We start from the raw sequence: 25208 nt of genomic DNA on the forward strand, positions 1-25208 counted from the left end.
CGGGCCCGCGCACCGGCCCGGGCCCCGGCCAGGTACCGTCTGGGCGTGAGCGTGAGCGTGAACGACGACGAGCAGAACAGGCAGACCGAGCACGGCCGGCACGACCGGCTGGGCGAGAAGCTGCCCATCCGGATGCTGCACGACCGGGTGCTGGTGAAGACGGACGCCGGTGAGGGCGAGCGCCGTTCGACGGGCGGCATCCTGATCCCCGCGACGGCGGAACTCTCCAAGCGCTGCACCTGGGCCGAGGCCGTTGCGGTGGGTCAGAGCGTGCGGGCGGTGGAGCCCGGTGACCGGGTGCTGTACGACCCCGAGGACAAGCTGGAGGTCGAGGTGCGCGGCGCCACCTATGTGCTGCTGCGCGAGCGCGACCTGCACGCGGTGGCGGCGGAGCGGTTGAAGGACGCCGAGGGCTCCACCGGGCTCTACCTGTAGCCGTACCGGTGGCCGAAGCCGGCCGGCCGTCCCCCGAACGACCCCTTAATCGGCTGCGTGATCAAGGTCCGTGCCGCTAGCGTGAACTGACACAACTTCACATTCCGCAGAGCCCCGAGCGACGCCTGGGTACCCCCCAGGGCTGTCGGTCGGGGCTGATGCGCTGTGGGGTCATGTCGGACGGCGCGGTGGTCGCGCCGCAAAAAAGTCGATAAGGAGATAAATGATGGCTGGTTCGGCCGGGCTCTACCTGGCCATCGCCCGCGGCTCCTTCCGCCGCTACTCGACCTACCGGGCGGCGACCGTGGCCGGAGCCTTCACCAACACCGTCTTCGGCTTCATCCTGGCCGCCGGCTTCCTGGCCCTCTGGCGCACCAGGCCGCACCTCGGCGGCTACGACACCGGGCAGGCCGTCACCTACGTCTGGGTCAGCCAGGCCCTGCTGGTCGCGGTCGCCGCCTGGGGCGGCGGCTTCCAGGACGACCTGCAGGAGCGGTTCCGCAACGGGGACATCGCCGTCGACCTGCAGCGCCCCGTCGACTTCCTCGGCTGGTGGCTGGCCGGCGACCTCGGCCGGGCCGGCTTCCAACTGCTCACCCGCGGTGCGGTGCCGCTGACCGTCGGGGTGCTGGCCTGCCACGCCCGGCTGCCGCACTCCCTGCTCACCTGGCCGGTCTTCCTGCTATCGGTGCTGCTCTCGCTGCTGGTCAGCTTCGGACTGCGGTTCCTGATCTCGATCAGCTCCTTCTGGCTGCTCGACTCCGAGGGGCTGCGGGCCCTGATGGTGGTGGTCTCGATGTTCATGTCCGGGATGCTGCTGCCGCTGACGCTCTTCCCGGAGGGGCTGCGCCAACTCGCCCAGGCGCTGCCGTGGTCCGCGCTGATCCAGGCTCCGTGCGACGTCTTCCTGGAGCGCGGCTCCCGGGTGCCCGGCGAGCTCGGTGCCCAACTGCTCTGGGCCGTCGTGCTGTTCGCGGCGGGCCGGGCGGCCCAGGCTTGGGCCGTGCGCAAGGTGGTGGTGCAGGGTGGCTGAGACCCTGACGGCCGCCGAGGCCCCGACGGCGCCCGTGGATCGGGAGCCCCTGATCGCCAAGGTCCGCTGGTCGGTGACCTGCTGGCGGCTGACCGCCGCCATGTGGACGCGCGCCCAGATGTCCTACCGCGCCTCGTTCGTCCTCACCTCGCTGGGCAACCTGCTGATCACCTCGCTGGACTTCGCGGTGCTGGTGCTGATGTTCCGGCACACCGACCGCCTCGGCGGCTGGACGCTGCCCGAGATCGGCTTGCTGTACGGCACCTCCGGCTTCGCCCTCGGCGCCGCCGACCTGCTGGTCGGCAGCGTCGACAGCCTCGGCCAGCGGATCCGCTCCGGTGACCTCGACGTGCTGCTGCTGCGCCCGGCCCCGGCACTCGCCCTGGTCTGCGCCGAGCGGTTCGCGCTGCGCCGGCTAGGCCGGCCCGTCCAGTCGCTGCTGGTGCTCGGCTGGTCCATGCAGGCGCTGGCGCTGACCTGGACCCTGCCCCGGCTGCTGCTGCTCGCCGGCATGCTGGTCTGCGGCACGGTGATCTTCAGCGCGCTGTTCGTCGGCGGCGCCACCCTGCAGTTCTGGTGGGGCGAGGCCAAGGAGTTCCAGAACTCCTTCACCTACGGCGGTGCCACCCTGCTGCACTACCCGCCCAGCGTCTTCGCCAAGGAGCTGGTGGCCGGCGTCACCTTCGGGCTGCCGCTGGCCTTCGTCAACTGGCTGCCCACCCTGCGCCTGCTGCACCGCCCCGACCCGCTGGGCCTGCCCACCGCCTTCCAGTACGCCTCGCCGCTCGCCGCCGCGCTCTGCGTGCTGGCCGCGGGGCTCGCCTGGCGGGCCGGCCTGCGGGCCTACCGCTCCACCGGAAGCTGAGGAAGGACCACCGTGGAACTGATCGAACTCGACCATGTGTCACGCACCTTCACCGTCCGCGCCAAGACCGGACGGTGGCGCCGCGAGCGCCGGACCGTGCGCGCCGTCGACGACCTGAGCTTCACCGTGGCGGCCGGCGAATGCGTCGGCTACATCGGACCGAACGGCGCCGGCAAGTCCACCACCATCAAGATGCTCACCGGGATCCTGGTGCCCAGCGGCGGCCGGCTGCGGGTCGCCGGCGTCGACCCGGCCCGGGAACGGACCGCGCTGGCCCGCCGGATCGGCGTGGTCTTCGGGCAGCGCACCACGCTCTGGTGGGACCTGCCGCTGCGCGACTCCTACGAACTGGCCCGCCGCCTCTACCGGATCCCGCCCGCCCGGTACGCGGCCAACCTCGCCCGCTGCGTCGAACTGCTGCACCTCGGCGAGCTGTTGGACACCCCGGTGCGCCAACTCTCGCTCGGCCAGCGGATGCGCGGCGACCTGGCCGCCGCGCTGCTCCACGACCCGCGGGTGCTCTACCTGGACGAGCCGACCATCGGGCTCGACGTGCTCAGCAAGGCCCGGGTGCGGGAGTTCCTGCGCGAGGTCAACACCGCCGGCACCACCGTGCTGCTCACCACCCACGACCTCACCGACATCGAGCAGCTCTGCGGGCGGGTGATGGTGATCGACCACGGCCGGGTGGTCTACGACGGCGACCTGCCCGGCCTGCACGCCACCGGCCGCAGCGAACGCACCCTGGTGGTCGACCTGGTGCGCGAACACCCGCCGATCGACCTCCCCGGCACCCGCGTCGTCAAGGTCGCGGGCGCCCGCCAGTGGCTGGCGTTCCCCGCCGAGGACAGCGCGGCCCCGCTGGTGGCCGCCGTCGCGCAGCGGTACCCGCTGGTCGACCTGTCGGTGCGGGAGCCGGTGATCGAGGACGTGATCGCGCGGATGTACGCGAGGGAGGTGGCGATCGGGTAGGGCGGGATTCCCGGGCCGCCTGCCGCCGGGGGATGGCGGTGGGCGGCTGGGGGAAGGCGGGCTCATCGCTACGGTCTGACAGCGCGGCGATCGGCGACACTGGTGCGGTGGAGAGCGAGCGCAGCGGGGCCATGGCGGCGGGGGTGCGGTTCACCGCGGCCGATGAGGAGAAGAGCCGCGGGGTGCGGCGGATGAAGGCGATCGCGACCGGGTTCCTGGCGGTCGCGACGCTGGTGTTCGGGCTGTCGACCTGGGCCAAGGCGGCGGGGTGGGGGAGCTGGACGGGGTACGTGGCGGCGGCCGCGGAGGCCGGCATGGTCGGTGCGCTGGCCGACTGGTTCGCCGTCACCGCGCTGTTCCGGCGCCCGTTCGGCCTGCCGATCCCGCACACCGCGATCATCCCGACCAAGAAGGACGCCTTCGGGCGTTCGCTGGGCAGCTTCGTCGGCGAGAACTTCCTCGCCGCCCCGGTGGTCCGTGAGCGCCTCGCCGGGCTGGGCGTCGGGCGGCGGCTGGGCGAGTGGCTGGCCGCGCCCGGCAGCGCCGAGCGGGTCACCACGGAGGCGGCGGCCGCGCTGCGCGGGGTGCTGGCCGTGCTGCGGGACGAGGACGTGCAGGCGGTGATAAGCGAGGCGATCACCCGGCGGGCCGCGGCCACCCAGGTCGCCGCCCCGCTCGGCCGGATGCTGGGCCGGGTGGTGGCCGACGGCGGGCACCACGGGGTGGTCGACCTGGTGACGGTGCGGGTGCACGACTGGCTGACCGAGCACCACGAGGACGTGGTGGCCAAGGTCGCCATAAAGTCTCCGGGTTGGACCCCGAAGTTCATCGACCAGCAGGTCGGCGAGCGGGTCTACAAGGAGCTGCTGCGGTTCGCCACCGCGATCCGGGACGACCCGCAGCACCCGGCGCGCGGCGCCATCGACACCTTCCTGGCCGACTTCGCGGTGGAGCTGCAGAGCGACCCGGCCACCCAGCAGCGGGTCGAGCGGGCCAAGGCCGAGCTGCTGGCCCGACCCGAGGTGCAGGAGCTGATCGCCTCCTCGTGGGGCGCGGTCCGCTCCCTGGTGCTGACCGCCGCGGCGGACGAGCAGAGCGAGCTGCGCCGCCGGATCCGGCACGGCGTGCGCTCGTTCGGCCTGCGGTTGGCCACCGACCGGCGGCTGCAGCGCAAGACCGACGGCTGGCTGCAGGACGCGGCGGCCTATGTGGTGGATACCTACCGCGCCGAGATCACCTCGCTGATCTCCGACACCGTGGCGAGCTGGGACGCCGAGGACGCCTCCCGCAAGATCGAGGCCAATGTCGGGCGCGACCTGCAGTTCATCCGGATCAACGGCACCGTGGTCGGCGCGCTGGCCGGCCTGCTGATCCACACCGTGGCCACCGCCCTGGGCGGATAGCGGGCGGCGCGAGGTCTAATGGTGGCTTGACGATCAGTGGAGGAGAAGAGATGTCGCGCGGGATCGAGGCGTTCATCGCCGGTCTGCCCAAGGCCGAGCTGCACGTGCACCACGTGGGCTCCGCCTCGCCGCGGGTGGTGGCCGGGCTGGCGGCGCGCTACGAGGGCCAGAGCAAGGTGCCGGTCGACCCTGCGATGCTGGCCGAGTACTTCACGTTCACCGACTTCGCGCACTTCATCCAGGTGTACCTGTCGGTGGTCGACCTGATCCGGGACGCCGAGGACGTCCGGGCGCTGACCTACGGCGTGGCCGAGGACATGGCCCGGCAGCAGATCCGCTACGCCGAGCTGACCGTCACCCCGTACAGCTCGGTGCGCCGCGGGATCCCGGACAAGGCGTTCATGGAGGCGATCGAGGACGCCCGGATCACCGCCGAGCGGGACTTCGGGATCGTGCTGCGCTGGTGCTTCGACATCCCGGGCGAGGCCGGCCTGCAGTCGGCAGAGGAGACCGCCCGGCTGGCGCTGGAGGTGGGCGCCGACGGCCTGGTGAGCTTCGGCCTCGGCGGCCCGGAGATCGGCGTGCCGCGTCCGCAGTTCAAGCCGTACTTCGACCGGGCCCGGGCCGCCGGCCTGCACAGCGTGCCGCACGCCGGTGAGTCGACCGGCCCGGAGACGGTCTGGGACGCCATCCGCGAGCTGGGCGCCGAGCGGATCGGCCACGGCACCCAGAGCTTCAAGGACCCGGCGCTGATCGACTACCTGGGCGAGCACCGGATCCCGCTGGAGGTCTGCCCGACCTCCAACCTGGCCACCCGGGTGGTGGAGCGGATCGACGAGCACCCGATCAAGCGGTTCGTCGACGCGGGCCTGCTGGTCACCGTCAACAGCGACGACCCGCCGATGTTCGGCACCGACCTGAACACCGAGTACGCGGTCGCCGCCCGCCTGCTCGGCCTGGACGAGGCGGGCGTGGCCGGGCTGGCCAGGAACGCGGTCGAGGCCTCGTTCCTGGACCCGGTCGGCAAGGCCCGCCTCAACGGCGAGATCGACGCCTACCTGGCCGGCTGGCAGCGCGGCTGATGTGCCGCCGGGGCGCCGGCTCTGGGTGATCAGTCCGGCGCCACCGTCCGCCCCGTGGCGGCCGAGTGCCTGGCCGCCTCCAGGACGGTGAGCGTGGTCACCGAGTCCCGGGGGTCGACGGGGGGTGGGGCGCCGGTGGCGAGTGTGTGGGCCAGGGCGGCGTAGAAGGCCGGGTAGTCGCCCAGGTCGGTGGGGATGGTGGTGTGCGCCTCGTCGGTGCCGAGGGTGCCGTAGTGGGTCGGGTCCTCGGCGCCCCACGGGATGTGGGTGTCCGGGCGGCGGCCGGCCCGCAGGTCGGCCTCCTGCGGGTCCAGGCCGAACTTCACGTATCCCGCGGTGTCGCCGAGCACCCGCATGCGCGGGCCGGACAGCGGGGTGGTGGCGCTGGTCCACAGGTGGGAGCGGACGCCCGAGTCGTGGCTGAGTGCCAGGAAGGCGTCGTCGTCCACCACCGCGCCGTCCCGGCGGACGTCGATCTCGGCGTAGACCGAGGAGACCGGGCCGAACAGGGTGAGCGCCTGGTCCACCAGGTGGCTGCCCAGGTCGTAGAGGGTGCCGCCGGCCTCCGCCGGGTCGGCCAGCTCCCGCCAGCCCGCCTTGGGCTTGGGCCGGAAGCGCTCGAACCGGGACTCGAACCGGTGCACCCGGCCCAGCGCGCCGTCCTCGATCAGCCGCCGCACGGTGCGGAAGTCGTTGTCCCAGCGGCGGTTCTGGAAGACCGTCAGCAGCGTGCCCCGGGTGTCGGCGAGGTGGCACAGCGAGCGGGCCTCGGCGGCGGTGGCGGTCAGCGGCTTGTCCACCACGGTCGCCAGCCCGGCGGTCAGCGCGGCCCGGGCCAGCGGCAGGTGGGTGCGGTTGGGGGTGGCGATCACCACCAGGTCGTACTGGTCCGCCCGGTCGAAGACCTGGGCGGGCGAGTCCAGCGGCCGGGCGTCGGGGTGGGCGGCGGCCAGTCGGGCGCGCCGCTCGGGGTTGGCGGTGACCACGGCGGTCAGCCGCAGGCCCGGCGTGGTGGCGATCAGCGGGGCGTGGAAGGCGGCGCCGGCCAGGCCGTAGCCGAGCAGCGCGACGCGGTACGGGGCGGCGGTCCTCGCGGTACTCATGGGCCTGAGTCCACCACATCGGGGGTCCGCGGAGCGGGACATCGCTGTTGGCGCGTGGGCGGGCCGATTACGCTGGTCACCGTCAGGGCAGCCGGTGGCGCCCGGCCGGCCGACGGTGTCCGGTCCGGAGCGATGCGGGAGATCGTTCAGAACCGTCCCAAGACCGAGGAGACACCTACGTGGCAGAGCGCAAGCCCATCGAGTCGTGGCTGACCGACATGGACGGGGTGCTGATTCACGAGGGCACCCCGATTCCGGGGGCCGACGAGTTCATCCGGCGGCTGCGGGAGTCCGGCAAGCCGTTCCTGGTGCTGACCAACAACTCCATCTACACGCCGCGCGACCTGGCCGCCCGGCTGGCCGGGATGGGGCTGCACGTGCCGGAGGAGTGCATCTGGACCTCGGCGCTGGCCACCGCGAAGTTCCTGAGCGGGCAGCGGCCGGGCGGCACGGCCTATGTGATCGGCGAGGCGGGGCTGACCACCGCGCTGTACCAGGCCGGTTATGTGCTGACCGACAACAACCCGGACTACGTGGTGCTGGGCGAGACCCGGACCTACTCCTTCGAGGCGCTGACCAAGGCGATCCGGCTGATCAACGGCGGCGCCCGGTTCATCTGCACCAACCCGGACGAGACCGGCCCGTCCACCGAGGGCGTGCTGCCGGCGACCGGTTCGGTGGCGGCGCTGATCACCAAGGCGACCGGGGTGGAGCCGTACTTCGTCGGCAAGCCCAACCCGCTGATGATGCGGGAGGCGCTGAACACCGCCGGGGCGCACTCGGAGACCGCGGTGATGATCGGGGACCGGATGGACACCGACATCGTGGCCGGCATGGAGGCCGGCATGGAGACGGTACTGGTGCTCACCGGTCTGACCGCCGCCGGGGACGTGGAGCGGTTCCCGTACCGGCCGGGCCGGGTGGTGGATTCGATCGCCGATCTCATCGAGCTGGTGTAATCAAACGGAGTTGACGTAGTGTCAGCGGCCCGGTGGCGCCCGTGCGGGGCGGCACCGGGCCGAGTTCATCATCACCGGGGGAGAAGTGACGGCGGAGGTTGTCGAGCCGGCGGAGAGACGGGGCGCCTCGGCGGAGGTCGCCGAGCCGGCGGAGAAACGGGTCACCTGGGCGGAGCTCTACTTCGACCTGGTCTTCGTCTTCGCGATCACCCAGATCTCCAATCTGCTCTACCTGCACCACGGCGCCGGCGGGGTGCCGCGGGCGCTGGTGGTGTTCATCCCGGTCTACTGGTGCTGGGTGGGCACCACGGTGCAGGCCAACGTGCGGGACGTGGACACCGCCCGCGACCGGGTGGGGATCTTCGCGGTCGGACTGAGCGGCCTGCTGATGGCACTGGCGCTGCCCGAGGCGTACGGCGCGCGCGGGGTGCTGTTCGGTGCGGCGTACTGGGCCGCGCGGCTGGTGCTGCTGTGGCTGATCGGTGGGATCAGGGGAGTGTGGCGCGGGCCGTACGGGGTCGGGGCGGTGATCAGCGGGCCGCTGATGCTCACCGGCGGGCTGCTGCACGGCGACGCCCGGCCGGCGCTGTGGGCGGTGGCGGCCGCGATCGACCTGGCGGGGCCCACCGTGCTGCGCGCGGTGCTGGCCAGGGTGGCCTACCACCCGGGGCACCTGCCGGAGCGGTTCGGGCTGCTGGTGCTGGTGGCGCTCGGCGAGTCGATCGTCGGCACCGGGGCCCCGGCCGCCGCGGCGCACGGCCTGGGCAACGGTGAACTCTTCGCGGTGATCGCGGCGTTCACCATCTCCTGCGCGCTCTGGTGGGTGTACTTCGCGCACGCCAACGAGGCGATGCGGCATGCGCTGACCGTGGCCGAGGCCAGGGCCGGCGTGCTGCGCCGGGTGTTCTCCTACGCCCATCTGGTGCTGGTCGCCTCGGTGATCGCGATCGCGGTCGGCTTCCACGTCACGGTGGCCGAGCCGGACCGGCGGCTGGACCTCGGCACCCTGGGGCTGCTCTACGGCGGCTGCGCGCTCTACCTGCTGACCTTCGGCTACACCCGCTGGACGATGTTCCGGCGGCCGGCGCACACCCGGCTGGTCGCGGGCGCGGTGCTGCTGGCGCTGGTCCCGGTGCTGCTGCTGGTGCCGGCGCTGGCCGCGCTGGTGGTGCTGGCGGTGCTGCTGGTCGCGCTCAACGCGGTGGAGGAGTCCCGGATCCGGCGCGCCAGGGCCGCCGCCGGCCCGGTGCCGCCGCAGCCCGTCGAGCCGGCCGCCGAATAGGCGCTGTCGGTGCGGCTGTGTAGCGTGCGGGGTGCACGAGCAGGAGTCCGAGGAAGGGTGACGCGGTGACCGAGGTCGCTGAGGTGGCAGCAGGCGTGCTGGAGAACGAGTTCGAGCTGCCGGAGTCCTGGCGGGAGGTGCTGGCCGGCGAGACCGAGCAGCCCTACTTCGCCGAGTTGGCCGAGTTCGTGGCGGCCGAGCGCGCCGAGCACCAGGTCTTCCCGCCGCGCGGGCAGGTCTTCTCGGCGCTGGCCGCCACCGCCTACCAGGACGTCAAGGTGCTGGTGCTCGGCCAGGACCCGTACCACGACGACGGCCAGGCGCACGGCATGAGCTTCTCGGTGCTGCCGGGCACCAAGACCCCGCCGTCGCTGCGGAACATCTTCAAGGAGCTCGGCACCGACCTGGGCGTGCCGGTGCCGGACAACGGCTACCTGATGCCGTGGGCCGAGCAGGGCGTGCTGCTGCTCAACGCGGTGCTGACGGTGCGCGCGCACCAGGCCAACTCGCACAAGGGCAAGGGCTGGGAGAAGTTCACCGACGCGGTGATCAAGGCGGTCAGCGCCCGCGAGGAGCCGTGCGTCTTCGTGCTCTGGGGCAACTACGCCAAGAAGAAGCTGCCGCTGATCGACACCGACCGGCACGCGGTGGTGCAGGGCGCCCACCCGTCGCCGCTGTCGGCCAAGCTCTTCCTGGGCAGCAAGCCGTTCTCGCAGATCAACGCGGCGCTGGAGGGCTTCGGCGACGAGGCGATCGACTGGCGGCTGCCGAACCTGGCGAGCTGACGGCGGATCGGCCGCGTGGTGTGGTGCCGCGCCACAGTCGGCCCGCCCGGCTTGGGGCGGCGATCGCCATAGGCGGGGCGGCCGGGCTGTCCTAGGGTGCTCGGGATCCCGGCGTCGCGAGAAGGGTGCTGATCCCATGTCCGTCGAGTCCCCCCTGGCCGAGGAGTTGGCCGTTCCGGTGCCCGGCGGCTCGCTGGCGGTGCTGCGCTGGCCCGCCGCGGTGCCGGGCGCGCCGACCGTGCTGGCGGTGCACGGCATCATGGGCAATGCGCAGTCCTGGGCGGTGGTGGCCCGGCAACTGGCGGGCCGGGCCACCCTGTTGGCGCCGGACCTGCGCGGCCGGGCCGGCAGCGCGGCGCTGCCCGGGCCGTACGGGCTGGCTCGACATGCCGCCGATCTTGCTCTGCTCGTCCGTCAACTCGCCGATAAGCCGGTCCAGTTGACGGGCCACTCGATGGGCGCCTGGATCTCCGCGCTGGCGGCGGCGGCCGAGCCGGAGCTGTTCACCCGGGTGCTGCTGGTGGACGGCGCGGTGAGCTTCCCGCTGCCGCCCGGCGTGGCCGAGGAGGACGTGCTGGCCGCGGTGCTCGGCCCCGCGCTGGACCGGCTGGCGATGACCTTCGCGGATCTGGCGGACTACCGGGCCTACTGGGCGCGGCACCCGGTCTGGCCGAGTCTGGACGGGACCGGCCGCGAGCTCTTCCTGGCGCGTGATCTCGTGGGCGCCGAGCCCGAGTTGCGGACCGCCTGCGTGCCGGAGGCGATCGAGACGGACGGCGCGCAGGTGCTGCTGGATCCCGAGGCGGCCGCGGCGATCCGGCGGCTCGGTGGCCGGGCCGAGCTGCTCTGGGCGGAGCGGGGGCTGCAGGACCAGCCGCAGGGGCTCTACGACGCCGAGCGACTGGCCGGCGCCGGGCTTGAGTTGGTGATCGATCAGGTCGCGGACAGCAACCACTACTCGATCGTGATGGGTGCGGCGGGTGCGGCCGTGGTGGCCGAGCGGATGCTGGCCACTGCCGGGGGCTGAGCGCGGCGGAGGGGCCGGCGGTGCTCGCCGGCCCCTCCGTACTGCGAGCGGAACGTTTCAGCCGGCCGTGCCGAGGAAGGTCTCCCACCCGTCCTTGGGCGCCTGGCCGATGCCCAGGGTGCGCAGCTTGCGCAGCGTGGACTCGTCCTGCACCTCCAGCCACGCGACCAGCTGGCGGAACGAGACCAGCCGGACCTCCGGCTTGTCGGCGATGTCCTTGAGCACGGCCTCGACGGCGTCCATGTAGATGCCGCCGTTCCACTGCTCGAAGTGGTTTCCGACGAAGAACGGCGCCCGGTTGCCGTTGTAGGCGCGGTTGAAGCCGGCCAGGTAGCTCTGGTGGGCGGCGTCCCGCCAGGTGTCGAAGTGGCTGGGGTCGCCCTTCGGGTTGCTGTTGGACTGGTTGGCCATGATGTTGTAGTCCATCGAGAGCACCTCCCAGGTCACCCCCGGGTACGGTATGGACTGCAGCGGGAAGTTCCATATCTGGCCGTTCTGCACCTTCTGCGGCCACACCTGCTTCTCACCCGGCGAGCTGGCGTCGTACTTCCAGCCGAGCTTGGCGGCGGTGGGCAGTAGCCCCTTCTGGCCGTCCAGGCACGGGGTGCGGGCGCCGATCAGCTCCTTGGTGTAGTCGAACGGGAACGGCGGCACGTCGGTGAAGCCGGTGTTGGTCTTCCACTTGGTGACGAAGTCGACGGCCTGCTGGATCTCGCTCTCCCAGTCCTGCGCCGACCACTTGTTGACGCCGTTGTGGTCGGGACGGGTGGCGCAGAAGTGGCCGTTGAAGTGGGTGCCGATCTCATGGCCGTCCAGCCAGGCCTGGCTGATCATCTTGATGGTGTTCTTGACGGCGTTGTCCGACAGGAAGGGGATGTCGGAGGCGCCCACCGAGTGGTGCGGCCCGTGGTAGAGGTCCTTCTTGCTCGCCGGCAGGCAGTAGAGGCCGGAGAGGAAGAAGGTGAAGGTGGCCTTGTGGTCCTTGGCGAGCTTGAGGAACCGTTCGAACTGGCCGTCCTCGGTGGCGCCGGCGCCGTCCCAGGAGAAGACCACGAACTGCGGCGGGCGCTGGCCGGGTGCCAGCTTCTCGGGTGTGGGCTGGTTGGGCTGCGGGCCGGTGTCCGAGGTGGAGCCGTCGCCGATCAGGGTGGTCTTGCCGGAGGGGGTGGGGTTGGGCGCCGCGCTTCCCGCGGCCGTCGCGGTGGAACCGCCCGCCGGCTGCACGCTGTCCTGGCCCGGCTCCTTGCTGGTGCCGCACGCGGACAGTGCGCCAAGGGCCGCGGTGGCCGCGCTGGCGCTCAGCACGGACCTGCGCGAGATGCTGCTCATGGTCTCCCCTGCCAAGTAGCGCCCGGCGGTCCCGCGAGTGGCAGGGAGCAGCCGGGCAATTTACGGCATATGATCATCAAATTTCAATCAGGATGTCATGGAAAACGCCCAGGATCCAAGGGCGTCCGTACTCCTGACACTCCTCAGCGAGACGGTGACCAGCCGACTTCCGGCTCCGGGGAGAGCGGCTCTGTTGCGATCCTGGGACAAACCTGAGAGTCAGGCCGCTTCGTCGAGTTGGGCCACGAGCGCCAACTGCCGACTGCGGCGCACCAGTCGGGCCACCGCGGCGCTGATCGCGGTGGCGGCGGCGCAGGAGACCGCCAGGCTCAGCCAGGTGGTGTTGAACCAGTGGCTGTCCAGCCAGCCCAGCGTCACTATGTAGCCAGCCCAGACCAGCGCGGACACGGCACACCAGTGCAGGAAGGTCCGCGAGCGGTTGGCGGAATGGCCGATCGCCAGATCGAGCACGGTCCGCCCGCCCGGCACGAACCGGGCCACGATCACCACGGCGGCGGCCGCGCGGCTGGTCCGGTTCTCCAGGGAGCGCTGCACCCGTTTCACATTGGCGGCCAGTTGCGGGCTGCGGCTCAGTCGGCGGCGCAACAGGCGCCCGCCGCGCCGGGCCGCCGCCAGCAGCAGCACGTCCCCGAGGAACGAGGCGACGGCGACCGCGGCGGCCAGCAGGAAAGGCGCCTGGGTGCTGTGCGAGGTCTTCAGGACCGCCAGGATCACCAGGGTGCCGCTGGGCAGGAACGGGAGGAAGGCATCACCGAGGACGGCCAGCACCGCCACCACGCAGAACCAGCTCGACGTCATCAGCGTCGGACTTCCCATGAGTCCACCTCCCTCTCCGGACCGCCCGGAGAGCACAGGTGGCACCGCCCTCCAACGCTAGCGGCTCAGGATGAAGATCTTCTCAGCACCCCCTGAATGCACTCTTGACATTCGGCGGCGGAAGGTCACGAGGGGCCGCCGCGGAGGTGGCACAGTGCCGGAGCCGACCTGGGTCTCTGCCGCGACCGGCCTGGCGGGAACCGGCGCCCGGTCCGCCCCGGCAAGCCGCGCGGCTCGCCGGGGCGGACGGGAACGGCGGCCGACAGAACGTCAGCTGCCGTCCCGTCGGACGTTCCGTCAGCCGCGCAGCGGATCCGGCACCGGCTGCCACGGGCGGGCCAGCACCAGGAAGGCGAGCAGCGCGGCGGCCGCGTAGCCCAGCACCACCACCGCCATCGGCAGGGCGCTGCCCTGACCGCCCAGGCCGACCAGGGCCGGAGCCACCGCGCCGGTGAGGAACTGCATGGTGCCCAGCAGCGCCGACGCGGTGCCGGCGGCGTGCGGCGCCCGCTGCAGGGCCAGTGCCGAGGACGGCGGCGAGGCCGTGCCCAGCCCTGCCGCCATCAGGAAGAGCCCCGCGGTGAGCGCGGCCAGACCGCTGTGCCAGACGGTCGACATCAGCACCAGCAGCAGCCCGGCGAGGGTGAGCGACGCCACACCGGCCAACTGGATCCGGTGCGAGGAGAAGCGCCCCAGCAGCACCCGCCCGGTCAGCTGCGCCATGCCCACCAGGCCCAGCTCGACCAGCGCGAAGATCAGGCTGTACTGCTGCGCCGAGCCGTGGAACACCTCCTGGACCACGTACGGCGAGCCGCCGATGAACGCGAACAGCGCCCCGAACCCGAAGGCCACGGTGAGCAGATAGGCGCTGAACAGCCGGTCCGCCAGCAACTGCCGCATGGTCCGCAGCGTGTCCGGCAGCCCGCCGGACCGCCGCCGTTCGGCGGGCAGCGTCTCCGGCACCCGCAGCGCGGTCGTGATGAGGATCACGCCGCCGAGCACCGCCAGCACCGCGAACACCCCGCGCCAGGAGGTGACTTGCAGCAGCTGCCCGCCCAGGATCGGCGCCAGCAGCGGAGCCGCGCCGGAGACCAGCATCAGTGTGGAGGCGAACCGGGCGGCCGCCAGCCCGTCGAACAGATCCCGCACCACGGCCCGCGAGATCACGATGCCGGCGGCCCCGGAGAGCCCCTGCAGCAACCGGCAGGCGATCAGCACCCGCACATCCGGGGCCAGCGCACAGCACGCGGTGGCGATCGTGTAGAGCGTCATGCCCAGCAGCAGCGGCCGGCGCCGCCCCAGCGCGTCGCTCAACGGCCCGGTCACCAACTGGCCCAGTGCCAGGCCGACCAGGCAGGACGTCAGGGTCAGCTGCACCAGGGCGTCCTGGGTGTGCAGGCCGGTGGTGACCCGGGGCAGCGCCGGGAGGTACATGTCCATCGAGAGCGGCGCCAGCGCGCTCAGCGAGCCCAGCACCAGGGTCAGCAGCAGGCCGACCCCGGGTGCGGTGGGTCTCCCGGCGGGCGCGGCATCGAGGGCGGGGGACGAGGGCGGCGCGGTCGGGAATGTGTCGGGCATCGCACCACGGTACTTGTGTTCGAGTGGGAACAGTCGCGGCCGCAGCGCTGTTGTGCTGCCACGAGAGTCGAGCGCAGGCGAGGAAGAGGTGGACCGATGACCGGTGAGGACAGGCAGCCGAGGAGCGACATCCGCGGCGTGGTGCGCGGCAGTGCCCCGGCCCCGCTCTCCATCCTCGACCTCGCCACCGTCGGCGCCGGCTACAGCGCCGCCCAGGCCCTGGAGACCACCACCGAGCTGGCCCGCACCGCCGAGCGGCTGGGCTACCACCGCTTCTGGGTGGCCGAGCACCACGGCATGCCCGGGGTGGCCAGCTCCACGCCCGCCGTGCTGCTCGCCCACCTCGGCGCGCACACCAGCACCCTGCGGCTCGGCTCCGGCGGCGTGATGCTGCCCAACCACGCGCCGCTGACCATCGCCGAGCAGTTCGGCCTGCTGGAGGCGCTGCACCCGGGCCGGATCGACCTGGGCCTGGGCCGGGCGCCCGGCACCGACCCGGCCACGGCACGCGCCCTGCGCCGCGGAAGCCTGGAAGACGGCGACGAATTCCCGCGCCAGCTCTCCGAGTTGACACACTTCCTGGACGGCGACTTCCCCGACGCCCACCCGTACGCCAAGCTCAGCGCGGTGCCGAGCGGCCCGCAGCGCCCGCCGATCTGGCTGCTCGGCTCCTCCGGCTTCAGCGCCCAGCTGGCCGGTCGGCTCGGCCTGCCGTTCGCCTTCGCCCACCACTTCAGCGCCGCCAACACCGTGCCCGCGCTGGAGCTCTACCGGTCCAGCTTCCGCCCCTCCGCGGTGCTGGACGAGCCGTACGCGCTGATCGGCGTGAGCGCCGTCGCGGTGCCCGACGGCGGCCTGGAGGCGGCCCGCCACCTCGCCCGCTCCGCCGCGCTCGGCATGCTGCGGCTGCGCCGGGGCATGCCCACGGCGATCCCCACCCCGCAGGAGGCGGCCGACTACCCGTACAGCCCGGCCGAGGAGGACTTCGTGGAGTCCTGGATGGCCAATGTGGTGATGGGCGAGCCCGGCCGGGTCGCCGACGGCCTGGAGGAGCTGCGCAAGCGCACCGGCGCCGACGAGTTGATGGTCACCTCGCACTTCCACGGCCACGAGGACCGGCTGCGCTCCTACGAACTCATCGCCCAGGCCTACGGTTTGACCGACTGACCGTCAGGACACCGCGGGCGACCACTCCGGCCCGGAGCTGCGCACCCGTCCCTCCCGCAGTATCGCGGAGACCAGGGACGGGTCGCCGGGGCGGGCGAAGAACCAGCCCTGGGCGGTGTCGCAGCCGGTCAGCCGCAGCCGCTCGGCCTGCGCCGCGCTCTCGATCCCCTCGGCGGTCACGGTGAGCCCCAGATCGTGGGCGAGGCGCACCATGGCGCCCACGATCTGCTCGTCCGCCTCGCTGCGCCGCGAGCGCGGCTCGGGGCGGCCGACCGGGGCCGGATCGCGGAACCCCTCGATGAAGCTGCCGTCCAGCTTCAGCGCGTGCACCGGCAGCCGGGACAGGTAGGCCAGGTTGGAGTAGCCGGTGCCGAAGTCGTCGATGGCGATCCGCACGCCCATGTCGGCCAGCGCCTGCAGCGCCTGCAGCGGCCGGCCGCTCGGCCCGAGCACGGCGCTCTCGGTGAGCTCCAGCTGGAGCAGCCGGGCCGGTAGGCCGGTCTGGTCGAGCACCCGGGCGACATCGGTCACCACATCGGAGTCCCAGACCTGGCGGGCGGCCAGGTTGACGCTGACGAAGGCCTCGGTGTCCGGGAACTCGGCCAGCCAGCCGCGGGCCTGCCGGCAGGACTCCTCCAGCACCCATCTGCCCAGCGGCACGATCGCACCGGACTCCTCGGCCAGCGGGATGAACCGGTCGGGGGAGAGGGTGCCGAACCGCGGATGCCGCCAGCGCACCAGCGCCTCGGCCCCGTGCACCGCGCCGTCCGCGAGGCCCACCAGCGGCTGGTACTCGACGGTGAACTCGCCGCGCTCCAGGGCCGGGCGCAGCGCCGTGGTGAGCAGGCGGCGGGTCAGCTGGTGGGCGCCGCGGTCCCGGTCGTAGAGCGTCCAGCGGGCCCGGCCGTCGGCCTTGGACCAGTAGAGGGTGGCGTCCGCGTCCTTGACCAGCTCGGTCGGGGAGGTGGTGGCGATCGGCCGCTCCACCACGCCGACGCTGGCGGTGACCGACAGCCGGTGCCCGGACACCTCGAACGGCCGCTCCAGCACCGCGAGCAACTGCCCGGCCAGGGCGGTCAGCTGCTCGCTGCCCTCGCTGTCGATGACCAGCACGGCGAACTCGTCGCCGCCGAGCCGGGCCACCAACTGGCGGTCGCCGCTGGCGAACCCGCGCTCCAGCCGGGCCGCCACCGCGCTCAGCAGCTGGTCGCCGATGTGGTGGCCGAGGGTGTCGTTGATGGCGGCGAAGCCGTCCAGGTCGACGTAGCAGATGCCGACCCGGCGGCCGTTGGTGGCGCCCTCGGCGTTCGGGCGCGGGGCGCAGGCGTCGTTCAGCTTGTCGAAGAAGAAGGTCCGGTTGGGGAGCCTGGTGAGCGGATCGTGCAGCGCCTGGTAGGCGAGCCGGTCGCCGAGCCGGCGGCGCTCGGTGACGTCCTCGAACATGGCCAGGGTGTAGAGCGGGGTGCCGGTCGAGTCGCGGATCAGCGAGATGGTGACGCTGCTCCACACCTCGCGCCCCTCGCGGTGGTTGAGCCGGCGCTCCAGGCGGAGCCGGTCCCGCACCCCGATCACCAGCTCCCGGTAGAGCCGGCGGGCGCCCTCCTCGGGGGTGATGATGTCGTTGATGTGCATCTGAACCAGCGCGGCGACCTCGTGCCCGAGCATCTCGGCCAGCGCCGGGTTGGCCTCCAGCACCAGGCCGTCGGTGTCGATCAGCAGCATGCCGATGCCGGCGTCCGCGAAGGCGGCGCGGAACCGCAGCTCGCTGGCCCGCAGCGCGGCCAGCAGCTCGGACTCCGGGGCGGGGGCGCCGGGCAGCACGGCAGCGCAGTTGGGGCAGTGCCCGGCTGGTGATGACAGATGGATGGGGACGGTACCGGTTGCTCCTGCCTCGGTGGGCTGGCACAACGTGTCGTGCCGCACGCTCTGGCGGTGTGCGTCGGCCCCCTCGTTCCGGCCTCGCACGGCTGCTCCCGTCCGCTGCTGACGCTCACTCTACTTGCGCCGATCATAGGCCGCTTGGCGAAGCGGAGGCCACTGCCGTCAGGGTGAATCGTTGGAATTCGGGGGCGGCTCCGGCTCGGGCGGCGCACCCCCGGCGGCCGGGCGGGGGTGCGCGCCGGGGGCGTGCGCGTGTGATCAGCCGTCCGATCAGGCAGCTGATCTGCTGGTATGTCAGGCCAGTTCGGCGGAGAGCGTGATGGTGGTGCCGGTCAGCGCCTGGCTCACCGGGCAGTTCTTCTTGGCGTCCTCGGCGGCGGCGACGAAGCCCTGCTCGTCGAGGCCGGGCACCTCGCCGCGCACGCTCAGGTGGATGCCGGTGATGCCCTCGCCCGGCTGGAAGGTCACCTCGGCCTTGGTCTCCAGCCGCGCGGGCGGGGTGCCCGCGCCGGCCAGGGCGTGCGACAGCGCCATCGAGAAGCAGGACGAGTGGGCGGCGCCGATCAGCTCCTCCGGGCTGGTCCGGCCGTTCGCCTGCTCCGCCCGGGAGGCCCAGGTGACCGGCTGGTCGCCGATGCCGGAGGAGTCGAAGCTCACGATGCCCGAGCCCTTGAGGAGATCGCCCTGCCAGACGGTGTGCGCGGTGCGAGTGGTTGCCACGATCGGTACCTCCTGCTGTCGTTGTGTCAGTTCCGGTCACGCCGCGCCCAGCCTAAGCGCTGAGGCTGGCCGACCTCAGGGAAGCTGGCAGAGAGTCAGCTGGGCGCCGCTCGGATCGCCGCACGGCACCAGCCGCCCGTACGGCGAGTCGAACGGCTCGCGCAGCACCCGGCCGCCCAGCCCCGCCACCTGCTCGGCCGCGTGGTCGGCGTCGACCACCGCGAAGTGGACGGCCCAGAACGGCCGCGGCACCGGGGCGCGGTAGCGGCCGCAGACCGGCAGGCCGTTCGAGCCGGGCACGCTCCAGGCCGTGTAGTCGAAGTCGCGCCCGTCGCCGATCTGCTTCTGCTGGTACGGGAAGAGCGCCGCGTAGAAGGCGTCCGCCGGCTCGGCCCGCGGGCAGGTCAGTTCGTGCCAGCACATCGCGCCCGGCTCGCCGTAGACCGCCGCGCCGCTGTGCCCGCCCGGCTGCCAGAGGCCGAAGGCGGCACCGACCGGGTCGAAGGCGTAGGCCAGCCGCCCCGCGCCCGGCACCTGGCGCGGGGCGAGCACGCCCTCGCCGCCCGCCTCGGCCACCCGCCGGTAGGCGGCGTCCAGGTCGGCCGCCGCCAGATAGACGTTCCAGGCCGGCGGCAGCTGCTCGGCCCCGGCCGGCGGAGGCAGCAGCCCGGCGGCCGGCCGGCCCTCGCTCAGGCACATCGTGTAGCCGCGGTGGGCGGGGCCGAGTTCCTCGAATTCCCAGCCCAGGATCGGACCGTAGAAGTCCTGGGCGGCGAGCGGGTCGGCGCAGGTCAGGTCGGCCCAGCAAGGGGCGCCGTCGGGGTAGGAGTCGCGCACGGGCATCGGGGCGGGAGCCTTTCGGGAGCGGGGGTGCCAGTGCGGTCATGATCCGACTGGGCCTCACGTTCGGCAACCGGATGCCTCCGGATGGTGAGCTGTCCGTATGTCGGACGATTCACCCAAAACGACTCGGCTCGGATCCCGTGGGCTGTTAGATTTGCCCGGCCCGTGCGGTTCGGCCGGGCAGTCCCCTGGCCCCGGCACCCGGAGCAGACCCATGACCGAGCAGCCCACCGCCTCCCTGGACGAGGTCGACCCGGCCGTCCGCGCCGAGCTGGCCGGACTGCGGCAGAGCATCGACAACATCGACGCCGCCGTGGTGCACATGCTCGCCGAGCGGTTCAAGGCCACCCAGCGGGTCGGCCGGCTCAAGGCCGAGCACCGGCTCCCGGCCGCCGATCCGGCCCGGGAGCGCGACCAGATCGGTCGGCTGCGCGAGCTCGCGGCCGGGGCCCATCTGGACCCGGTCTTCGCGGAGAAGTTCCTCAACTTCATCATCGCTGAAGTCATCCGCCACCATGAGGCGATCGCCCGGGACGCGGAGGGCGGCGAGGCCTGACGGCCCGTCGGCCGGGCCGCACGGGCGGCCCTAGCTCAGCTTGCTGCGGCGGCCGCGGGGGGCCGGGGCGCGGCGGGTCCGGGCCGGGCGCGACGGTCGCACGTCCCGCTGCGCCGACCCCTCGCGCGGCGGGGCCGCGTCGCGCAACCGGGCGGCCAGCAGCGCGGCCGCCGTCGCGGCCTCGGGGGCGGTGATGCCGTGCCGCTGGGCCGCCACATGGTGCACGTCGCACCAGAGCGGGCTGGCCGCGCTCCCGTCCGACCAGCGCAGGCCCTCGGGCGGCAGGTAGTGCACCCCGCACACAGCGCACTGGAAGACGGAACGCATGCTGGCCTCCTACTGGATCCGGCCCGAGCCGTGGCATGTGCTGCACGGGCCAGTGTAGGTCTCGGTGACGGCCTCCTGGGTGCCGTCGGGGTTGGTGATCACACTGTGCCTGGTCTGCTCGGTGACGCCGGAGCCGCCGCAGGCGTAGCAGGTAATCGGCTGATGTGACAAGGCCGTTGCGGTCATGGTCGGCCCCCGTTCGAGCTGCGCCGTGCGTCGCGTCCACCGGGGAGGTACCCCGGCGTGCGCGGGTTCACGCAGGTGGGAGGCGGTCGATCTGACGCAGCGTCAGGGCTGGGCGGGGCAGCTTTCGGTGGTTGACGGCTCGGTCGGCGCCGGCGCGGGTTCGGTGGCCGCGGGCTCGCTCGGGCGGCTGGTCTGGGCGACCAGTGCGCCCAGCAGCACCAGTGCGCCCCCGAAGAGCTGGGGCGCCGCCAGGTGCTCGCCGAGCACGAACCAGGCGAGCACGGTGGCCACCACCGCCTCGATGTTGGCGACTACGCCGGCCACCGGCGGGGAGAGGTGGCCGACCGAGACCACGCCGGTCAGATAGGCGATCACGGTGGCGACCAGCACCATCCAGGCCGCGGGCAGCAGCGCCGGCACCTGGTGCCCGGCCAGTACGGCGTGGCCGCCCAGCTTCGACCAGTGGGCGTTCCACGGGCGGGCGATCACGGTGAGGGCCAGCGCGCCGACCAGCAGGCCGTAGGCCGAGACACCCATGGGGTCGGCGGGCTTGTCGCCGCGGCTGCTCGCGTCGGCCAGTACGAAGTAGCCCACCTGGCAGCAGGCCGCGCACAGCCCGAAGAGCACGCCGAGCGCGTCGAACCGCAGTCCCTGCCAGGCCTGGACCACGCAGACCAGACCGCCGACCGCCACCACGGCACCCATCGCCGCCCGCAGCGTGACCGGCTTGCGCTGCACGAACCGGACGTAGCAGAGCAGCAGCGGCGGCCCGAAGTACTCCAGCATCAGCGCCACCCCGACCGGGATCCGGGAGATCGCCGCGAAGTACCAGGCCTGCACCCCGGCCACCCCGAGCAGCCCGAAGCCGATCAGCAGCCCGGGCCGCTCCCGCACGATCGCCCGGTGCCGCCAGGCCAGCGGCAGCAGCAGCACGGCGGCGCCGGTGCAGCGCAGCCAGACCACGTGCAGCGGCGACAGGCCGGTCTCGATCAGCGGTTTGGCGGCCGCGCCGGAGCTGCCGAAGGAGAACGCGGATATCAGGGCGAGGGTGAGGCCGACGGCCCGTCGGGAGGAGCGCATCCGGGCATTCTTCCAGGTCAGGGGCGTCTACGACAGGTCCTGGTCAACAGGCGGACAGCCTGGGCAGGAGCTGGGATCAGCCTGTGGGTACCAGGGTGCGGTCGCTGGCCGACGGGTTGGCGGTGGGCGTGGGAGTCGTCGGGCGCGCGGTGCTCGGCGAGGGTGACGGGGATGCCGGCGGGGTGCTCGGCCGGGGCGCCGGCGGGACCGCCGGGGCGCTGGGCGTGCCGGGCGGGACGGGTGCGACGGGCCCGCCGGTGGCCGGGGCGGTGGCCGGGGCGGTGGTCGGCGGCGGCGTGGTCGCGGGGGTGCTCGGGGCCGTCGAGGGCGCCGCCGGGCTCGACGGCGCGGTGGTCGCCGGGCTGGTGCCGCCGACCGGGCCGGTGGACGTCACGGCGGTGGGCGCGGCGAAGTCGCGGACCGGCTGCCCCTTGAGCGCGGCCTCCATGTAGTCGCTCCAGATCTGCGCCGGGAAGCTGCCGCCGAACACCTGCCCGCCGCCGGCCGTGCCGGTCAGGGTGACCTGCCTGCCGGTGTCGTGCTGCTCGCCGAACATCGCCACCACGTTGACCAGTTCGGGGGTGTAGCCGGCGAACCAGGCCGAGCGGTTGCCGTCGGTGGTGCCGGTCTTGCCAGCGGCCGGGCGGCCCAGCGAGGCCGCGCGCCAGCCGGTGCCGCCCTGGTCGGACACCACGCCCTGCAGCATGTCGGTCACCTGGCGGGCGGTCTGCCGGCTGACCGCGCGGCCGCTCTGGTGCGGCGGCAGCGCGATGTCGGTGCCGTCCAGCCGCAGCGACTGCACCAGCCAGGGGGTGGTGTGCTGCCCGCCGTCGTCCAGGGTGGCGTAGACGCCGGCCATGTCCAGCACGCTCGGCATCGAGACGCCCAGCGGGATGGACGGCACGGCGTCCAACTCCTTGGTGTCGGCGGGCAGTCCGAGGGCGATCGCGGTCTGCTTCACCTGCTGCAGGCCGGTGTCCTGGGCGAGTTGGGCGAAGGCGGAGTTGACCGACCAGTCGGTGGCCTGGCGCAGCGTGATCTGCCCGTACTGCTGCTCGCCCTCGTTCGGCGGCGCGTACGGCGGCTTGGCCGAACCGCCGCGCACCGGGCGGCGGTTGGCGCCGTCGTAGACGGTGTCCGGGGTGATGCTGCGGCCGTCCTGGGTCTTGGCGCCGGTCTCGAAGGCGGAGGCCAGCGCGATCGGCTTGAAGGTCGAACCGGCCTGGTAGTCGCGCCGGGTGGCGTTGTTGACGAAGTGCGAGGTGTAGTCGGCGCCGCCGTACATCGCCAGCACCGCGCCGGTCGCGGGGTCGACCGAGACGGCGCCGGCCTGGATGTCGGCGTCACCGGGGCGCTTGCCCGGGTTCAGCTGGCTGGTGAGCTGGCGCTGCACCGCGTTCTGCAGGTCGGTCTGCCGGTTGGGGTCGATGCTCAGGGTGATCTGGTAGCCGCCCTTGGCGAGGGCCGCCTCGTCCACCAGGTGGTTGGAGATCAGGTAGCCCTTGGCGGCGTCCACCAGGTAGCCGGCCTGGCCGCTCAGCCCGAGGGCCGGCTGCGGCGGGCGGACCTGGGGGAAGGTCAGCGCGGCCCGGTCGGCGGCCGAGAGCCACTTCTCCTGCACCAGGCCGTCCAGCACGTAGTTCCAGCGGGCGGTGGCGGCCTTCTTGCCGGCGTCGGTGGCGGTGGCGACGTCGTAGGCGGAGGGGGCGTTCAGCAGGGCGGCCAGGTAGGCGCCCTGGGCGGCGTCCAGCTTGTTCGCGTCCACCCCGAAGTAGGCCTGGGCGGCGGCCTGCATGCCGTAGGCGCCGCGCCCGTAGTAGGTGGTGTTGAGGTAGTCCGACAGGATCTCGTCCTTGTCGAGGGTGGCGTCCACCTTGATCGAGATGAACAGCTCGCGGACCTTGCGGCTGACGGTCTGCTGGTGGGTCAGGTAGGCGTTCTTGACGTACTGCTGGGTGATCGTCGAACCGCCCTGGGTGCCCTGGCCCGTGAGGGTGTTCCAGCCGGCCCGCAGCAGCGCCGACGGGTTGACCGCGCCCTCCCGGTAGAACGACCGGTCCTCGGCGGCCAGCACGGCGTGCCGCGCCTCGGGGGAGACCTGGTCCAGGGCCACGCTCTGCCGGTTGGTCTCGCCGGTCTGGGCGAGCACCGTGCCGTCCCGGTAGAGCCAGGTGTTGCGCTGGGCGGTGGCGGCGGCGTGCGCGTCCGGCACCTTGACCAGCAGGAGGCCCAGCGCCAGGAAGCCGGCGCAGCCCAGCAGCACGGTGAGCGTCGAGAAGAGCGCGAACCGCCAGGTGGGTATCAGGCGGCGCCAGCCGGCGCGGCGCGGACGCCCGGAGCGCAGCAGCCGGCGCAGCCGGGACACCGGGGCGGAGGTCGGTCGCGGCACGGGACCAGGCCTTTCTGCGAGCCCCATGCCGGTCGGCGCACGCGGTCGGTCGATCGCTGGGACAGGTGAACCGTGTCAGCCTGCCGGGCGGTCTCCGCGGCCGGTAGGGACCTTTGTCCCTTTCTGGTGTGATCTTGGCCGATCACATGCGATCTGTCCGATATGGGCCTGGGGTCAGGCCGTCTGAGGGTCCGCCTGGCGGGGCAGCGGCAGCCAGAGCGCCACCTCGAAGCCGCCGACGGCGGTGGCCTGCGCCGTGATCCGCCCGCCCAGCAGCCCGGCCCGCTCGCGCAGTCCGATCAGGCCGTGGTGCCCGCCCGGCAGCCCGCCCGCCGCCGCACCGACCCGGGGCGCGGCGTTGCACACGCTGACCCGCAGGCAGTCCGCCCCGACCTGGACCAGCACCTCGGTCGCCGCGTCGGGCGCGTGCTTGCGGACGTTGGTCAGCGCCTCCTGGACGGTGCGGTAGGCGGCCCGCTCCACCGGCTCGGGCAGCGGGCGGGCGGCCGGGTCGTGGCCCTCGATCCGCAGCGTGGCGGCCACCTCGGCGGCGCCGACCAGCCGGGGCAGATCGGCCAGCCGGGGCTGCGGGACCAGCTCGGTCGGGCCGGCTCCGGCCGCGCGCAGCACCAGGATCATCGAGCGCAGCTCCTCCAGGGTGGCCACCGCGAGCCCGCGCAGGGTGGCGGCGGTCTCCCTGGTCTGCGGGTCCTTGGTGGTCACCTGCAGCGCGCCGGCCTGGACCGCGATCAGGCCCGCCTGGTGCGAGACCACGTCGTGCATCTCGCGGGCGATCCGGGCCCGCTCCTCGGCGACCACGGTCTTGGCGTAGAGCATCCGCTCGACGTCGCGCAGCTCGGCGAGCTCGGCGACCCGCGCCGAGAGGTCCTCGCGGGTGCGGACCAGCAGGCCCAGGACCACCGGGCCGGCGGCGAGCATCACGGCGTAGATCAGGTGCTGGGTGATGTCGCTGAGGGTCTCCCGCGGCAGTGAGGTGATCGGCCAGGGCAGGAAGCTGCCGACCGCCACCAGCACCAGCGCCAGCTGCTTCTGCCAGGCGGGCCGCTCGCTGCGGGCCACCGTGTAGGCGGCGATCATCGGGGCGACCAGGGCGCTGCCCGCGAACAGGCCGGGCAGGGTGAGCAGCAGCACGGTGCGCGGCCAGCGGCGGCGGGCCACCAGTACCACGGCGGCGGCCGCCGAGACCCAGAAGTGCCAGTCGCGGGGCGGCGGGAAGTTCAGCAGGGCGTCGGCCAGGGCCGGGACCACGAGTGCGAGATCGACCGCCCAGGCCGGGACGGACCACCGCCGGAGAGTGTCCACGAGGCTCACAGGTGTCTCCGATCAGCGCGGAAAGCGCGCTTCGACG

24 protein-coding genes are annotated in these 25208 nt (G+C 73.0%); 12 read left to right on the forward strand and 12 right to left on the reverse strand.

Annotation, left to right across the window (positions count from 1 at the left end):
* Window positions 1-132 precede the first annotated feature (132 nt).
* The 6 genes from P3T35_RS22755 to P3T35_RS22780 all read left to right on the forward strand — a co-directional run bounded on the left by P3T35_RS22755 (window position 133) and on the right by P3T35_RS22780 (window position 5790).
* Entirely contained in the window at window positions 133-435 is a 303-nt protein-coding gene (locus tag P3T35_RS22755) for a co-chaperone GroES (protein WP_101385175.1), read from the forward strand.
* 226 nt (window positions 436-661) lie between these two features.
* Window positions 662-1468: an ABC-2 family transporter protein gene (locus P3T35_RS22760; protein WP_101381641.1), complete on the forward strand. Its 807-nt coding sequence runs from the start codon at window positions 662-664 to the stop codon at window positions 1466-1468.
* Window positions 1461-2333, forward strand: a complete 873-nt coding sequence (locus P3T35_RS22765; RefSeq protein ID WP_101381642.1) for an ABC-2 family transporter protein — start codon at window positions 1461-1463, stop codon at window positions 2331-2333. The genes P3T35_RS22760 and P3T35_RS22765 overlap by 8 nt, the downstream gene beginning before the upstream one ends.
* 12 nt (window positions 2334-2345) lie before the next feature.
* Window positions 2346-3305, forward strand: a complete 960-nt coding sequence (locus P3T35_RS22770) for an ATP-binding cassette domain-containing protein (protein ID WP_101381643.1) — start codon at window positions 2346-2348, stop codon at window positions 3303-3305.
* 131 nt (window positions 3306-3436) lie between these two features.
* On the forward strand, window positions 3437-4708 hold the full coding sequence (locus P3T35_RS22775; protein WP_280707506.1) for a DUF445 domain-containing protein: 1272 nt from the start codon (window positions 3437-3439) through the stop codon (window positions 4706-4708).
* 50 nt (window positions 4709-4758) lie between these two features.
* On the forward strand, window positions 4759-5790 hold the full coding sequence (locus P3T35_RS22780; protein ID WP_101381645.1) for an adenosine deaminase: 1032 nt from the start codon (window positions 4759-4761) through the stop codon (window positions 5788-5790).
* A gap of 29 nt (window positions 5791-5819) precedes the next feature.
* Here the strand turns inward: P3T35_RS22780 and P3T35_RS22785 are convergent, their stop codons facing one another.
* Window positions 5820-6893: a Gfo/Idh/MocA family oxidoreductase gene (locus tag P3T35_RS22785; RefSeq protein ID WP_101381646.1), complete on the reverse strand. Its 1074-nt coding sequence runs from the start codon at window positions 6891-6893 to the stop codon at window positions 5820-5822.
* 179 nt (window positions 6894-7072) lie between these two features.
* Here P3T35_RS22785 and P3T35_RS22790 point away from each other — a divergent pair, with 179 nt between their 5' ends.
* The 4 genes from P3T35_RS22790 (at window position 7073) to P3T35_RS22805 (ending at window position 10946) form a co-directional block, all read left to right on the forward strand.
* Window positions 7073-7852 carry an HAD-IIA family hydrolase gene (locus tag P3T35_RS22790; RefSeq protein WP_101381647.1) on the forward strand — a complete coding sequence of 260 codons (780 nt, stop codon included), beginning with the start codon at window positions 7073-7075 and terminating at the stop codon, window positions 7850-7852.
* A gap of 85 nt (window positions 7853-7937) precedes the next feature.
* Window positions 7938-9134 carry a low temperature requirement protein A gene (locus P3T35_RS22795; RefSeq protein ID WP_101381648.1) on the forward strand — a complete coding sequence of 399 codons (1197 nt, stop codon included), beginning with the start codon at window positions 7938-7940 and terminating at the stop codon, window positions 9132-9134.
* A gap of 98 nt (window positions 9135-9232) precedes the next feature.
* The gene (locus P3T35_RS22800; protein WP_101385176.1) at window positions 9233-9919 is read left to right on the forward strand and encodes a uracil-DNA glycosylase; all 687 of its coding nucleotides are present in this window, start codon (window positions 9233-9235) and stop codon (window positions 9917-9919) included.
* A 136-nt stretch (window positions 9920-10055) separates the two neighbouring features.
* Window positions 10056-10946 (forward strand): alpha/beta hydrolase, encoded by an 891-nt coding sequence (locus P3T35_RS22805; RefSeq protein ID WP_101381649.1) that lies wholly within the window; start codon window positions 10056-10058, stop codon window positions 10944-10946.
* 57 nt (window positions 10947-11003) lie between these two features.
* Here the strand turns inward: P3T35_RS22805 and P3T35_RS22810 are convergent, their stop codons facing one another.
* From P3T35_RS22810 to P3T35_RS22820, 3 genes are all read right to left on the reverse strand, one after another.
* Window positions 11004-12275, reverse strand: coding sequence for a hypothetical protein (locus P3T35_RS22810; RefSeq protein ID WP_101381650.1), 1272 nt, complete (start codon window positions 12273-12275; stop codon window positions 11004-11006).
* A gap of 219 nt (window positions 12276-12494) precedes the next feature.
* Window positions 12495-13112, reverse strand: a complete 618-nt coding sequence (locus P3T35_RS22815) for a VTT domain-containing protein (protein WP_101381651.1) — start codon at window positions 13110-13112, stop codon at window positions 12495-12497.
* Between the two features lie 297 nt (window positions 13113-13409).
* Window positions 13410-14690: a multidrug effflux MFS transporter gene (locus P3T35_RS22820; RefSeq protein WP_101381652.1), complete on the reverse strand. Its 1281-nt coding sequence runs from the start codon at window positions 14688-14690 to the stop codon at window positions 13410-13412.
* Between the two features lie 96 nt (window positions 14691-14786).
* Between P3T35_RS22820 and P3T35_RS22825 the strand changes: the two genes are divergently transcribed.
* Window positions 14787-15857 (forward strand): LLM class flavin-dependent oxidoreductase, encoded by a 1071-nt coding sequence (locus P3T35_RS22825; protein ID WP_101381653.1) that lies wholly within the window; start codon window positions 14787-14789, stop codon window positions 15855-15857.
* A 3-nt stretch (window positions 15858-15860) separates the two neighbouring features.
* Here P3T35_RS22825 and P3T35_RS22830 read toward each other — a convergent pair whose 3' ends face one another.
* The 3 genes from P3T35_RS22830 to P3T35_RS22840 form a co-directional block, all read right to left on the reverse strand.
* Window positions 15861-17822: an EAL domain-containing protein gene (locus P3T35_RS22830; protein WP_348533431.1), complete on the reverse strand. Its 1962-nt coding sequence runs from the start codon at window positions 17820-17822 to the stop codon at window positions 15861-15863.
* A 210-nt stretch (window positions 17823-18032) separates the two neighbouring features.
* Window positions 18033-18458, reverse strand: a complete 426-nt coding sequence (locus P3T35_RS22835; protein WP_101381654.1) for an OsmC family protein — start codon at window positions 18456-18458, stop codon at window positions 18033-18035.
* A gap of 75 nt (window positions 18459-18533) precedes the next feature.
* On the reverse strand, window positions 18534-19301 hold the full coding sequence (locus P3T35_RS22840) for a VOC family protein (protein WP_101381655.1): 768 nt from the start codon (window positions 19299-19301) through the stop codon (window positions 18534-18536).
* A gap of 214 nt (window positions 19302-19515) precedes the next feature.
* On the opposite strand from P3T35_RS22840, the gene P3T35_RS22845 reads away from it, so the two are divergent.
* Window positions 19516-19857, forward strand: a complete 342-nt coding sequence (locus tag P3T35_RS22845) for a chorismate mutase (RefSeq protein WP_101381656.1) — start codon at window positions 19516-19518, stop codon at window positions 19855-19857.
* Window positions 19858-19887: 30 nt separating this feature from the next.
* Here P3T35_RS22845 and P3T35_RS22850 read toward each other — a convergent pair whose 3' ends face one another.
* From P3T35_RS22850 to P3T35_RS22870, 5 genes are all read right to left on the reverse strand, one after another.
* A complete protein-coding gene (locus P3T35_RS22850) occupies window positions 19888-20184 on the reverse strand; it encodes a hypothetical protein (RefSeq protein ID WP_101381657.1) in 297 nt (98 codons plus the stop codon).
* 9 nt (window positions 20185-20193) lie between these two features.
* Entirely contained in the window at window positions 20194-20370 is a 177-nt protein-coding gene (locus P3T35_RS22855) for a hypothetical protein (RefSeq protein ID WP_180356544.1), read from the reverse strand.
* A 102-nt stretch (window positions 20371-20472) separates the two neighbouring features.
* Window positions 20473-21450: an EamA family transporter gene (locus tag P3T35_RS22860; protein WP_101381658.1), complete on the reverse strand. Its 978-nt coding sequence runs from the start codon at window positions 21448-21450 to the stop codon at window positions 20473-20475.
* Between the two features lie 76 nt (window positions 21451-21526).
* On the reverse strand, window positions 21527-23839 hold the full coding sequence (locus P3T35_RS22865) for a transglycosylase domain-containing protein (RefSeq protein WP_180356545.1): 2313 nt from the start codon (window positions 23837-23839) through the stop codon (window positions 21527-21529).
* A 174-nt stretch (window positions 23840-24013) separates the two neighbouring features.
* Window positions 24014-25171 carry a histidine kinase gene (locus P3T35_RS22870; RefSeq protein ID WP_280707490.1) on the reverse strand — a complete coding sequence of 386 codons (1158 nt, stop codon included), beginning with the start codon at window positions 25169-25171 and terminating at the stop codon, window positions 24014-24016.
* Window positions 25172-25208: the final 37 nt, after the last annotated feature.

It is taken from the genome of Kitasatospora sp. GP30, from assembly GCF_029892145.1.
GTDB lineage: Bacteria > Actinomycetota > Actinomycetes > Streptomycetales > Streptomycetaceae > Kitasatospora > Kitasatospora acidiphila.